Here is a 12,826-nt window from a genome sequence, read left to right as displayed (position 1 = left end):
CGGGGGCGGGTACGACGGTGAGCGGGACCAAGAGTTCGACGGTGAGGAGCGCTGAGGTGACGGCGAACAGCGAACCCTGGTGGGTGTACCGGGGTACGGGCGTCCCGCACGACGGCATCACGCGCCTGCCGGATGCGCCCTCGTGGCGTTCCTTCGCCGTGCCCGGCGCCGACGAGCCGCCGCTGCCGCCCGCCGACGAGGCCGAGACCACCGGGGCGACCGCCCGCCGGCTGGGCCGCGACCGACAGGCCGCCGCGTACCAGGCCGACGAGCGGGAGATCCAACTGGTCAACCTGGCGCTGCACTTGCGCCGCCCGCTGCTGGTCACCGGCAAGCCCGGCGTCGGCAAGTCGACCCTGGCCTACGCGGTGGCGCACGAACTGCGTCTCGGCCCGGTGCTGCGCTGGCCGATCACCAGCCGGACGACCCTGCGCGACGGCCTGTACGCGTACGACGCGATCGGCCGGCTGCACGACGCGGGCATGGTGGGCGACCGCGCGAAGGCCCCGGCGATCGGCCGTTACCTGCGGCTCGGCCCGCTCGGCACCGCGCTGCTGCCATGGCGGCACCCTCGGGTGCTGCTCATCGACGAGATCGACAAGAGCGATCTGGACCTGCCGAACGACCTGCTGAACGTCTTCGAGGAGGGCGAGTTCGCGATCCCGGAACTGGCCAGGCTCGGCCCCGGCGACCAGGAGGTGATGACGGCCGACGGCTCGCGGACGGCGACGGTCACGGAGGGCGTGGTCCGCTGCGCGCAGTTCCCGTTGACCGTGCTCACCAGCAACGCGGAACGCGAGTTCCCCGCGGCCTTCCTGCGCCGCTGCGTCCGCCTGGAGATCCGTCCGCCGGACGGGGACCGCCTCGCCGCCATGGTCGCCGCCCACCTCGGCGACGGCTCCCCCGATGAGCCCACCCGTACCGCGCTGATCGCCGAGTTCCTGCGCCGCCGGCGCGAGGACGGCGCCGAACTCGCCAACGACCAGCTGCTCAACGCCCTTCTGATGGCCGGGCGCGGCCTTTGGGGCCGCCCGCAGGACCGCGAGGTCGTCGAGGACGTGCTGCTGCGGCCGCTGAACGAGGGCTGAGGCGGGGGGCGAGGGCCGGGGACGCGGAACGAGGGCTGGGATGCGAGAGGACGGCGGGACGGGCGAGCGGCGCGGCGGATCACCGCCGCGCCCGGAGGATCCGCACGGTCCGGCGGACATCGGCGGCGGAGGCGAAGGCGGTACGGGGGCCGACGGCCGCGGCGGACCACCGCCGCGCCCGGAGGATCCACACGGTCCCGCGGACACCGCCGGCGAAGGCGAAGGCGGTACGGGGGCCGACGGCCGCGGCGGACCACCGCCGCGCCCGGAGGATCCACACGGTCCCGCGGACACCGCCGGCGAAGGCGACGGCGCTACGGGTGCCGACGGCCGCGGCGGACCACCGCCGCGCCCGGAGGATCCGCACGGTCCGGCGGACATCGGCGGCGGGGGCGACGGCGGTACGGGGGCAGGCGGTGCTGAGGGCGCCGACCCTTCCGGCGGTGCCGACGGCCGTGGCGGGCTGCGTGAGGCGCTGCTCGGGCTGCTGGGCGGGGCGGAGCGGCAGGACGGCGGCCCCTCCGCCGCCGACCTGGCCGACGTGCTGTGGATGGCGCGGCTCGCCGGGCTCGGCCCGCCGGACGCCGGCAGCGCCGACGCGGGTGAGCCTCGCGGGGACGGACCTGGGCAGCCTGTGACGCCGCCTCGGCCGCGCGATGTGCGGGACCGGGGCGCGGCCGGTCCTCCGGCGCCGCGGCCACCGGCCTCAAGGCGTCCGGACGCCGGGCCGCCCGCCGCGTCCGGACGCGCCCCCGAACCCAAGGTCGGCCTGCACCCCATGCGCCCGGACGCCGGGCCGGAGACGGCGGGATCCGGCGCCGGGCACGTCGTACGGGTGACGCGGCCGCCCGCGCTCACCGGCACGCTGGACCTGGCCCGCGCCCTGCGGCCGCTGCGCCAGTCGGTCGACTCGCCGGGTTCCGCGCTGCTGGACGAGGAGGCGACCGCGCAGGCCACGGGCGAGGCGGCGATCGGGCGGCCCGCCGACGCGGGAGCCCGCCTGATGCCGGTGTGGCGCCCGGCGAGCGAACGCCGCTTCCGGCTGGACCTGCTGGTGGACACGGGCGCGACCATGGCCGTCTGGCACGGCCTCGCGGCGGAGCTGTGCACCGTGCTGGAGCGGCACGGCGCCTTCGCGGGCGTACGGTGCTGGTCGCTCGACACGGACCGGCCGGTGCCCCGGCTGTCCGCGTTCCGCCGCCGGCACGCGGAAGCGGAGCCGGCGAAGGCGCTGCGCTGGCCCGGCCCCCTGGAGGACCCCTCCGGCCGCAGGGTGCTGCTCGTCCTGACCGACGGCGTCGGCCCCGCCTGGTACGGCGACCGGCTGCCCGATTTCCTCGCCCGCGTCGCCGCGGAACGCCCCGCGGCCGCCCTGCAGGTCCTCCCCCGCCGCCTGTGGCACCGCACCGCCCTGCGCGCCTTCCCCGTCGAGCTCCGCGTCCCCGACGCCGCCCGCCCCGTCCCCGAGGTCCGCCCCCAGGTGCCCCTCCCCGGCCACCTGCGCCCCGCCGGGACCACGTCGGCGGCCGGTCCCGGCGACACGCCCGCGCCGCGGGCGCCCGGCCCCACGTACCCCACCACGTACCCCACCGCCGCCGGGACCGGCGGCCCGCCGCCCCTCTCACCGCCCACGCCCGAAAGACTCGTAAAGCCCTCCCCCGTGCGGTGGTTGCCGGTCATGGAGGTGGACGGCAGGTGGCTCGCGCCCTGGGCGGGGCTGATCGCGGGGCGCGTTGCGGGGTGGGCGCCGATGCTCGCCGCTCCCGTACGCGGGGTGGCCAGGCCCCGGCGGTCACCGGCCGCCGCCCCGCCGGCCGACGCGGGCGAGCGGGTCGCGCGCTTCCGGGCCGGGTGCTCCCCGCGGGCCTTCCGGCTGGCCTGCCACCTGGCCGCCGCGCCGCTCAGCCTGCCGGTGATGCGGCTGGTCCAGCAGGCGACCATGCCGGGGTCCGGGCAGACCGACCTGGCCGAGGTGTTCCTGTCGGGCATCGTCGAGCGCCGCGGCGGCGCGGCCGGGCCCGCCGACCCGGACGAGGTCGTCTACGACTTCGTGCCCGGCGTACGCGAGGAACTGCTGGCGGAGCTGACCCGCACCGAGTCCCTGCACGTGCTGGAGGACGTCCTGGCGAAGGTCTCCGGCCGGGTCGCGGCCACCTTCGGCGGCACTCTCGACTTCCGCGCGCTGGCCGCGCCGGCGAACGGTGCCGGGGGCGCGGCCGGGGACCAGGGGGCGGCGAACGGCCCCCGCACCGGCCCTGCTCTGCCGCCGGGGCGGCACCTGCCCGAGACGAGCCTGCCGTTCACCGAGGTCGCGGTCGCGGTGCTCAGCGGCGCCGGCGGCCACCACCGCGCCCTCGCCGAACGACTGGCCGCCGCCGCGGGCGCGCGCATCCCGCTGCCGGAAGGGATGGCGCCGGCGCCCGCCCCGCGTACTCCGGAGACCGGGACGCCCGCCCCGGGCCGCCCTCCGGCCCGTACCCCGGCCGTCCCGCGCCCCGACCTGCTCAACCCGGTGCTGCCGGTTCCGACCCGCCGGGGCGAGCCGGAACCCATGGCCGGGGGCGCACGGCTGCTCGACATGCTCGGCGCGGCCCTGGCCCCCGGCGCCGGACCACCGGGCGATCCGGCCGGGGCTGAGGCACAGGACCTCTCGGCGGTCGCCGTCCTGCAGGGGCCGCCGGGCTCCGGGCGCCGCCGGCTGGTCAAGGAGTACGTCGCCAGGTACGGCGCCCGGCACAGCCTCGTGCACGTCATCGACGCCACGAGCGAGAGCGCCATGAGGAGGGGCGTCGCCGCCCTGCGGGCCGCCCTGGCCGGGGACCCCGACCGCGCTCCGTGGCGCGGCACCTGGCACCTCCTCGCCGACCATCCCGGCTGGCTGCTGGTCTACGAGGGTCTGCCGCCGGACCGGGACCCGCGCGACTTCGACCCGCTCATCCCGTGGTTCGGCCGGGGATCCGTGGTCATCACCACCGAGTCCGCGGCGGAGGGCCGGCTGCACGAGAACTTCGCCGTCCTCACCCTCGGTCCCCTGAGCCCGTCCGAGATCGCCGATTACCTGCTGGCGCACGCGGCCCCCGGTCTGCTCGACCGCGACCCGGACGCCGAGCGCCGCATCCGCGAACTGGCGCGGCGGCTGCCCGTGATGCCCGACGAATTGACGCGCATGGACGTCCGGCTGCTGTTCGCCCGCGAGCTGGGACTGCGCGCCAACCGCCCCAAGCCGCTGGATCAGTGGTGGCGTCCGACGGGGTCCGAGCACCACCTGGCCGGTCTGGCCGCGAACGGCTCGACGTGGGTCGCCGACTCCGACGAGGTGGCGCCGGTGCGGCTGAACCGGTGGGTCTGGCCCCCCGACCACCAGGGCAAGCCGGTCCAGGGGCCGGCGGCTCCAGGAGCGGCGCTGCCCCATTCCGGCCGCGTCACCTCCCTCGCGGCCCTCCGTGACGAGTCCGGCGCCCCCTCGATCGCGGTCGCCGACGGCAGCCGCGAGGTCACGGTGTACGACCTCGGGACGAGGGGACGGCGGTCCACCGTCACCTCCGCGATCGCCGGCGCCGAAGACCGCGCGATCGAGGGGCTGGCGGCCTTCACCGGCCCGGACGGCGTGGACGTCCTCGTGACGTTCGGGCAGGCCGTGCCGGTACGCCTGTGGCGGGCGGGCAGGCTCAAGATGGACGGCCCTCCCACCAGTCGCCTGCGCCGGTGCGTCGCGCTCACCTTCTTCACCGCCGCGGACGGCGGGTGGTACGGGCTCGCCGTGACCGCGAGCGGCTCCGTGGCGCTGCTGGACGCGGCCACGTTCGAAGAGCTCCCGTTGCCGCCGTGGCTGACCGGCATGCCGGCCGACGCCGTGTCACTGGCCACCGTCCCCGGCCGCGACCGGAGCGATGTCCTGGTCGCGCTCGGCCGGGACGGGGCGATCCGGCTGTGGGAGGTCGCCGGGGCGAACCGGCGCTGCCTGCTGACCGCCGACCCGAGCCGCTTCACCGCCGTCGCCGGCTTCACGGCACCGGACGGCAGGGGCCTGCTGGCCACCGCCTCGAAGGGTGACGACCTGAAGCAGTTGTGGGACGTGCGCGCGCTGCTCGCGGAACTCGCCGGCCCGGAGCGGCCGGACGGCGGCACGGCGCCCGGGACCCGCTCCGGCCGGCCCCGGCCCGGGACCCCCGAGCCGGGGCCGGCCGGGGCGTACGCGCCCGAACTGCGCTGGCAGGGTGACGATTTGCTGTGGCTCGTCTCCCGCTTGGCGGACGGCCCGAACGGCGTCTCACGGGAGGCGCTGTCCCTCCTGGCTCCCCACGACCAGGAGTCGGTCGGCCGCCACATCGCCTCCGGGAGGCTGAGCCGGCTGCCGGACGGGCGCCTGTCCCGCTCCCGCACGGAGGACGTGGCGCTGAACGGCACCCACGAACGCGCGTGCGAGTCCCGGCTGCTCGGGATTCTGGGCCTGGTGTGCCCCGAGCCCACTGCCGACCCGGCGACCTGGGTGCCGTACCGGGTCCTGGAGGAGGGGGCGCGGCCACTGCCCACGGTCGTCCTTGGGCTGACGTACCGCTCCGCGGCGGAGGAAGCCGCCGGCCGGGCACGTGCCGTGCTCACGCGCTGGATCGCGTACCTGCTGGTGCGCGGGCGCTACGACGAGGCCGGGGGGGTGCTGCGGGAGGCCGAATCGTCGCCGGCGTTGTTCGGGGACGTTCGGTACACGGACGCGAGGGCGCGGCTGTCCATGGCACATCTGCGGGTCAGGACGGCGCGCGGGGACGTCGTCGGCAGCCGGCTGGTGTGGAACGAAATCCTGCACGGGGAGCCGGCTGAGTCTCCCCGGGCCGCCGCTGCTGTGCTGGCCCGGGCCCGGCTCTCGCTGCTGACCGGTGACCTGGCGGCGGCGCAGGTCGAGTCGAGGGCGGCGGAGGGGGCCGCGGCAGCCGACCGGGGCCTCGCCCTGCGGCTGCTGGAGGAGCGGATACGGCAGCGCCTGACGGGCGGTGACCTGTCCGGTGCGGCGCGGCATCTGTCGCAGATGCGGGGGCTGGTCGGCATGCCCGCGGACGGAGCCGACGCGGCCTCCCTCACCGAGGCCCGGTTGGCCCAGGGTCGGCACGCGCTGCTCATGGCGGAAGTCGCCTTGGTGGTCGACGACTTGACCGGAGAACCCGGCATGGCTCCCGCCGGTCCGGGCGACCCCGGCGGCGCCGAGGCGGGGGCCCTCCGGTCCGCGGCCGGTCCGCGCGGCCCGGCGGGGCGCGACCCCGCACCCCTCGTACCGGACACCCCGGTGAACACCGTCTCCGTCGTCCAGATGGCCCGCTGGCGGATGTGGCAGACGCCGGACGGGCGGCCCGAGTCGCCGGCCGAACTCCTGGCCTCGGTGCCCGCCGAGTACGCCGAGGTCTTCGCGGAGCTCACCGAGCGCTACGTGGAGGCCCTGCTGGTGCGGGAGACCGGCGGCCTGTGGCACGCCTCGGGCGGCGGGCCGTACAGCGCCCCCCTGGCCGTCATGAGGACCCTGAACGAGCTCGACGAGCGTCTTGCCACGCGCAGGCGGCGCGCCGACCTCCTCTCGCGCCGGATGACGGTCGAGGGCCGCCTGGCACTCGCCGGCGGGCGCTTCGGGAGAGCCGCCTCCGTCCTGGAAACGGCCCGGGAGGCCGTCACGGACGCGTACGGGCGGAACAGCCCGCTGCTGCCGCGGATCCTCCTCCACCTCGCCCTGGCCTGGTTCCTGGACGGCTCGCCGCGTCACGCGCGCGACGCCGTGGACGAGGCGCAGGACCTTCTGAACCGCCTGCACGGCTCGTCCACCCCCCACCAGGACCGGGTGACCGCTCTCATGGCCCGGTCCCGTCTGGCCCGGCGGCCGCAGGAGGCGCAGGACGCTCAGGCCCGGCTCGCCGCCGCGATGCGCCACGAACTCCTGCGTAGCCTGCCGGAGACGTGAGCTCCCGGTGCTACGCCCCCGCCTTCAGTGCCAGCCACAGCTCCATCCGCACGTCGGGGTCGTCCAGGGAGCGGCCCAGGATCTCCTCGACGCGGCGCATGCGGTAGCGGAGGGTGTGGCGGTGGACGCCGAGGTCGGCGGCAGCCGCGTCCCACTGGCCGTGGTGGGACAGCCAGGCCGCGAGGGAGGCGACCAGGTCGCCGCGGGCGGTCGCGTCGTGCTCGCGCAGCGGGCGCAGCAGGCCCTCGGAGAAGGCGCGGACGGCCTCGTCGGCGAGCAGCGGCATGACCGAGCCGGCCCCGACCTCTCCGTGTTCGACGAGGTTGCGGCCGCGGCGCAGGGCGACGGCCAGGGCGCGCTCCGCCTGGCGGTGGGCCTCGGGCACGCCTGCCGGGTCGACGGAGGCGGACAGGCCGGCGGCCACACCGGCCGAGCTCTCGGCCAGTTCGGCGGCGCTCGCCAGGCACAGGGCGTCCTCGGCGGCGAGCAGCAGCAGCCGGGAGCCGTCGCGGACGGTGAGCAGGGGCTCGCCCGCTCGGGCGGCGGCGGTCTCGGCGCGTTCGGCCAGGAGAGCGACGGCCTCCGGGGCGCTGCCCGTCTCGGCGGGTTCGGCGATCAGCAGCCGCAGCGGGTGCTCGAACAAGGTGCCGTAGAGCCGTCCGGCGACGCTGCGGGCGTGGCCGGGCTCGCCCGCAAGCAGCATCCGCAGCAGCGCGGCGGCCAGCCGGGCCTGGGCGTCCTGGAGGGTGCGGGACTGCTCCAGTGAGAGCGTCAGCAGGGCGACCGCGGCGTTGACGACGTACCTCGCCGCGGTGTCGAGCCGCTCCTCGGTGCCGACGGCGAGGAAGCCGCGCGGCCGGCGGCCCGTGCCGAGCGACTGCAGCTCCACGCGGTCCTCGGTGCCGGCCGGGCCGGCGACGGCGGCGCTGGCCGGGGCCGGGGTGTCGCGCAGCCGGTCGATCTCGCCGGCGAGCCGCGCCGCCCGCCGCCCGGCCCATTCCGGGGCGGCGGCCAGGACGGCGCCGGACGCGTCGTACAGCGCGGCCCAGCCGTCGAGGTGGGCGGCCAGTCGGGCCAGCAGGGCGGCCGTCCCGTCGGGTGCCAGGGCCGCCCGGGTGAGTTCGCGCTGCGCCTCGAAGCCCGCGGTGACCGCCTTGTACTGCTCGGCGGCCAGGGCCGCGGAGACGGCCTTGCTGATGGCGATGAAGGGGGTGCGGCGCGGCACCTCCAGCAGCGGCAGGCCCTCGTGCGCGGCCGCGTCGACCAGGCAGCGCGGCACCTCGTCGTGGCCGACCCCGACGCCGAAGCCGAGGCCGACGACGCCGGCCGCCGCGAGGCGCCGTACGTAGCCGCGCATCGCCCGCCCGTCGTCGATCTCCAGCTTGAGGCCGGTGGTCAGCAGCAGTTCGCCGCCTTCCAGGTACGGCCCGGGGTCGTCCAGTTCGCTGGTGTGCACCCAGCGCACCACGGCGGCCAGCCGCTCGCCTTCTCCGGCGAGGACGGTGAGCTTCAGTGCGGAGTGCTGGGCGAGCGACGCGAGTGTGAGGGGCATGCGTACCTGTTGCTGTGGGGGCCGTGGGCCGGTGGGGCGGCCGGCCGGGCGCCGGGCCGCCGGCGTTGTCCGGCCGGTAGCGGTCGGCAGCCCCAATTGTGCCGCACCGTACATCCCCGTGCTCCCCTCAGCCACGAAGGTCGAGCAGCACGGGCGCGGCGTACTCGCCGCGGACCGTGCTGAGCGAGAGGACGGCGTGCCCGGCGGGCACGGTGTGGGCCAGGTCGGAGGCGGACCAGCGCTCGCGTTCGACCTCGCGGACGGTCACGGACTCGGTGGTGACGGTCTCGCCGGTGAACAGCCGCCGCACGCCCCGCCCGGCCCGCCGGAAGGTGCCGCCGGACAGGTCGGGGGTGTGGGTGATGTCGCGGGTCTCGACCCGGGTGGTGCCCCACGCCTCGGAGAAGAACCTGCCGTCCCACGGGGTGATGCCGGCGAAGGCCATCCGGCAGCCGACCGAGGCGACCAGAGGGCCGCGGACGCCTTCGGGTACGTCGTCGAGGGTGCGCAGGCCCAGCACCATGCCGGCGTGCGCGGACCGCAGCGACGCCAGGGCGCGTACGGTGCCGGGCGTGACGGCGTGGCCGGCGTCGTCCACGACCACGCAGGCGAACAGCGAGCGGTCGCGCCGGGCGAGGACGGCGCTGGTGAACTGGGCGAGCAGCAGCCGCACCAGGATGCGGGACGCCTGGGCGTGGCCGCGTTCGGGCAGTTCGACCCGTACCCGCAGGGGGTGGGCGAGGGCCTGCATGGAGAACGGCCGGGTGCGCCCGGAGGTGTCGAAGAAGCCGGCGAAGGCGGGCCGGTCGAGGAGCGCGATCCGGTCGGCGAGTTCGCCGCCGATGTCGCCGGGGCGGGCCGACTGCCGCTCCCTCGCGTCGAGTTCGCGCACGAGCGCCGGGGCCCCGGCCGCGTCCACGGCGTCGCGCAGGGCCGCGTACACGTGCGGCACGCCGTCCAGCAGCTCGCGCAACACGGGAACGGAGGGGAACCGGCCGTGTGCCGCGCGGTACGGGCCCAGGAGCTGGCCCAGCGCGGTGGCGGCCCGCCGCTGCTCCGGCTCCGGGCCGTCGATCAGGGCCTCGGCCAGCAGCCAGGCGGCCAGGTCGGGGTCGTCGGCGCCGCCGTACAGGTCGAGGTCGTAACGCGAGGACGGGTCGCCGGGCGCGATCACGACGTCGTACGACTCGCGCGGCCCGAGGTCGGCGTCGGCGCTGCCGATGGCGACCACGGCCGCCGTGCCGGTCAGGGCCTGCAGGCACAGCGACTCGGTGACGGGCAGCATCACCCGGCGGGTCTTGCCCGCGCCCGGCGGGCCGACGACCAGCAGCCCGGTGCCGAGCAGGCCGGGGTCGAGCGCCATGTCCGAGCCGCGGTACTGGTAGCCGTTGCGCTTGTCCGCCAGTCCGCGGCCGATCCTGACCTGGGCGCCGAGCAGGTCGTGCTCGGCGGCGCGGCGCGGCAGGTCGCGGTCGCCCGAGGGGTGGACGCAGGCCGCTCCGCCCAGCCGCAGCACGGTGTCGGTGAACTCCTCGGCGCCCTCGTGGCGGTCGCGCACCGCGTCCCAGGCGTTGCGGATCCGTACGCAGTCCACGTCGTTCATCCGCCCCAGGCCCACCTCGCGGGCCAGCAGGTCGGCGGCGTCGAAGCGTCCCGCGGCGCGCAGTTCGGGCCACTCGGCGGGCGAGGCCGCGGGCGCCGCCTGGACGGGCGTGCCCTGGGGCGGGCCGCCCGGGCCCCATCCCGCGGCCTGCGCCGGGCCGGCGGCGCGCGGGGCGGGGGGCGGGGTGCCCGGCCGCGCGGGCCCGCCCGTTTCCCCGCGCAGCAGGTCGGCCCACCGGCCGTACTTGGCGCACGGCCAGGCGATCAGCAGGCCCACGAGGGTGTAGATCGTGTACGTGACCACGGCCGCGGTGTTCTGGTCGCCGCCGCCCCTTATCCATGAGGCGGGCACGAGCGGCAGCACGGTGCCGAGGATCGGCACGTAGCCCTTCCAGCTCAGCTCCCACACCACGACGCCGGCCGCCAGCGAGGCCAGGGCCCGCTGCCCGGGGGTGCGCAGGTAGCGGCGCAGCACCTCGGCCCAGTTGCCCAGGCGGGCGAAGTAGTAGGCGATCAGGGCGGTCCACAGCAGGGTGTAGAGGTTGGCTGCCACGGCCTCGGGGCGGGACAGGCCGCCGCCGTTCCACCAGTCCCGCGGGGTGAGCAGGGTCAGCGGCTTGCGCCACAGCGGGATGTAGCCGTTGTCCAGCAGCGACCAGAACAGCGCGCCGGTCAGGAACGACAGCACGGCGCCGCCGATCAGCCGGCGGTCGGTGACGCGGTCGGGATCGTCGGGCTCCTTGGGCACGTGCTCGTACGCGTACACGCCGGGCGCGTCGGACACCCGGGGGGCGCGCAGCCAGCGCTCGACGGCGGACACCGGCGGCGCCTGCCGCGGGGGCGCGGGCGGCGGCGCGGTGGGGCGCGGCACGGGAGCGTGGGCGGGCCTGGGCGGCACGTCGCGACCGTGCCCCTGTGTGCCCTGGTAGTCCTTGGCGTCCATCGGTCGCGTGCCCCTCGCCCCTCGTCCTCGACGATGCTCAATGTAGTGGAGCGGCTACCCGGGTAAAAGGATCATGGCGGGACGAGGGCGGCACAGGGGTGCGGCACGGGCGGGCCCCGCGGTCGCGCGCACTGGACGCGGCGGCGCATACGGGTGCCCGAGTGCGACCCGGCGGCGTATGCGCGCCCCGCGAAGGGGAGCCTAGCCTGCGATGAAAGACCCGAGTACGAGGGAGACCGGCCGCCATGACCGCATTGCCGCAGGAGCGCAGACTCGTCACCGCCGTTCCGGGGCCGAAGTCCCGGGAACTGCTGGCCCGCAAGTCGGCGGCGGTCGCGGACGGGGTCGGGGTGACCCTGCCGGTCTTCGTGGCCCGGGCCGGCGGCGGCATCGTGGAGGACGTCGACGGCAACCGCCTGATCGACTTCGGCTCCGGCATCGCCGTCACCTCCGTCGGCAACAGCGCCGAGGCGGTGGTCAGGCGCGCCTCGGCCCAGCTCGCCGACTTCACCCACACCTGTTTCATGATCACCCCGTACGAGGGGTACGTGGAGGTGGCCGAGCAGCTGGCCGAGCTGACCCCCGGCGACCACGCCAAGAAGTCGGCGCTGTTCAACTCCGGCGCGGAGGCGGTGGAGAACGCGGTGAAGATCGCCCGCGCCTACACCAAGCGCCCCGCGGTCGTCGTCTTCGACCACGGCTACCACGGCCGCACCAACCTGACGATGGCGCTGACCGCGAAGAACATGCCGTACAAGGAGGGCTTCGGGCCGTTCGCGCCCGAGGTCTACCGGGTGCCGCTGGCGTACGGCTACCGCTGGCTGACCGGGCCGGAGAACGCCGCCGAGGAGGCCGCCGCCCAGGCCATCGACATGATCACCAAGCAGATCGGTCCCGAGCACGTGGCCGCGATGATCATCGAGCCGATCGCGGGCGAGGGCGGGTTCATCGAGCCGGCCAAGGGCTTCCTGCCGCGGATGGCGCGGTTCGCCAAGGACAACGGGATCGTGTTCGTCGCGGACGAGATCCAGACCGGCTTCTGCCGCACCGGCCAGTGGTTCGCCTGCGAGGACGAGGGCGTGGTGCCGGACCTGATCACCACCGCCAAGGGCATCGCCGGCGGGCTCCCGCTGGCCGCGGTGACCGGCCGCGCCGAGATCATGGACGCGGCCCACACGGGCGGGCTCGGCGGCACCTACGGCGGCAACCCGGTCGCGTGCGCGGCGGCGCTGGGCGCGATCGAGACCATGCGGGAGCTGGACCTGCCGGCCAGGGCGCGGCGGATCGGGGAGATCATGACGCCCCGGCTGCACGCGATGCGGGAGAAGTTCCCGGTGATCGGCGAGGTCCGCGGGCGCGGCGCCATGATCGCGATCGAACTGGTCCGCCCCGGCACCAAGGAGCCGGACGCGGCCGTGACCTCGGCCGTGGCCAAGGCGTGCCACGCGGCGGGCCTGATCGTCCTCACCTGCGGGACGTACGGGAACGTGTTGCGCTTCCTCCCGCCGCTCGTCATCGGCGAGGATCTGCTGAACGAGGGCCTCGACATCCTGGAGGAGGCCCTGGCCGGGGTGTGACACCGGCACTGCCGCGGCCGGAGACGGGGGCGTGAAGAAGGTGTGCGGGCCTGATGGCGGACGGGTGATCAGCGGTCCTGGCAGCGCTTTCCTGCCGTACCGTTTTCGACGAACACCCCGCAC

At 76.3% G+C, this 12,826-nt stretch carries 5 protein-coding genes; 3 read left to right on the top strand and 2 right to left on the bottom strand.

Translation table 11 applies throughout. The features are described from left to right. Positions 1-56: 56 nt before the first annotated feature. Positions 57-1,088 (top strand): MoxR family ATPase, encoded by a 1,032-nt coding sequence (locus K7G61_RS10930; RefSeq protein ID WP_225846518.1) that lies wholly within the window; start codon positions 57-59, stop codon positions 1,086-1,088. A gap of 40 nt (positions 1,089-1,128) precedes the next feature. After that, positions 1,129-7,029 carry an SAV_2336 N-terminal domain-related protein gene (locus K7G61_RS10925; protein WP_263984191.1) on the top strand — a complete coding sequence of 1,967 codons (5,901 nt, stop codon included), beginning with the start codon at positions 1,129-1,131 and terminating at the stop codon, positions 7,027-7,029. A gap of 10 nt (positions 7,030-7,039) precedes the next feature. Here K7G61_RS10925 and K7G61_RS10920 read toward each other — a convergent pair whose 3' ends face one another. Together K7G61_RS10920 and K7G61_RS10915 are read right to left on the bottom strand one after the other, a co-directional pair. Then, the gene (locus K7G61_RS10920; RefSeq protein WP_225846516.1) at positions 7,040-8,581 is read right to left on the bottom strand and encodes a PucR family transcriptional regulator; all 1,542 of its coding nucleotides are present in this window, start codon (positions 8,579-8,581) and stop codon (positions 7,040-7,042) included. A gap of 127 nt (positions 8,582-8,708) precedes the next feature. Then, on the bottom strand, positions 8,709-11,126 hold the full coding sequence (locus K7G61_RS10915) for an ATP/GTP-binding protein (protein WP_225846515.1): 2,418 nt from the start codon (positions 11,124-11,126) through the stop codon (positions 8,709-8,711). A gap of 245 nt (positions 11,127-11,371) precedes the next feature. On the opposite strand from K7G61_RS10915, the gene gabT reads away from it, so the two are divergent. Continuing rightward, positions 11,372-12,703 (top strand): 4-aminobutyrate--2-oxoglutarate transaminase, encoded by a 1,332-nt coding sequence (gene gabT, locus K7G61_RS10910; protein ID WP_225846514.1) that lies wholly within the window; start codon positions 11,372-11,374, stop codon positions 12,701-12,703. The last annotated feature ends 123 nt before the right edge of the window (positions 12,704-12,826 follow it).

Origin of the sequence: Streptomyces sp. HPF1205, from assembly GCF_020400825.1 — a bacterium.
Taxonomy (GTDB): Bacteria; Actinomycetota; Actinomycetes; order Streptomycetales; family Streptomycetaceae; genus Actinacidiphila.
The sequence above is the reverse complement of the archived record's forward strand: the minus strand, read 5'-3'. Positions and strand labels throughout refer to the sequence as shown.

What these genes read in the sequence shown, in the direction of transcription:
- K7G61_RS10925 (WP_263984191.1), top strand. Translation starts at nt 1,129, where the DNA reads ATGCGAGAGGACGGCGGGACGGGCGAGCGGCGCGGCGGATCACCGCCG.
- K7G61_RS10920 (WP_225846516.1), bottom strand. Translation starts at nt 8,581, where the DNA reads ATGCCCCTCACACTCGCGTCGCTCGCCCAGCACTCCGCACTGAAGCTC.
- K7G61_RS10915 (WP_225846515.1), bottom strand. Translation starts at nt 11,126, where the DNA reads ATGGACGCCAAGGACTACCAGGGCACACAGGGGCACGGTCGCGACGTG.
- gabT (WP_225846514.1), top strand. Translation starts at nt 11,372, where the DNA reads ATGACCGCATTGCCGCAGGAGCGCAGACTCGTCACCGCCGTTCCGGGG.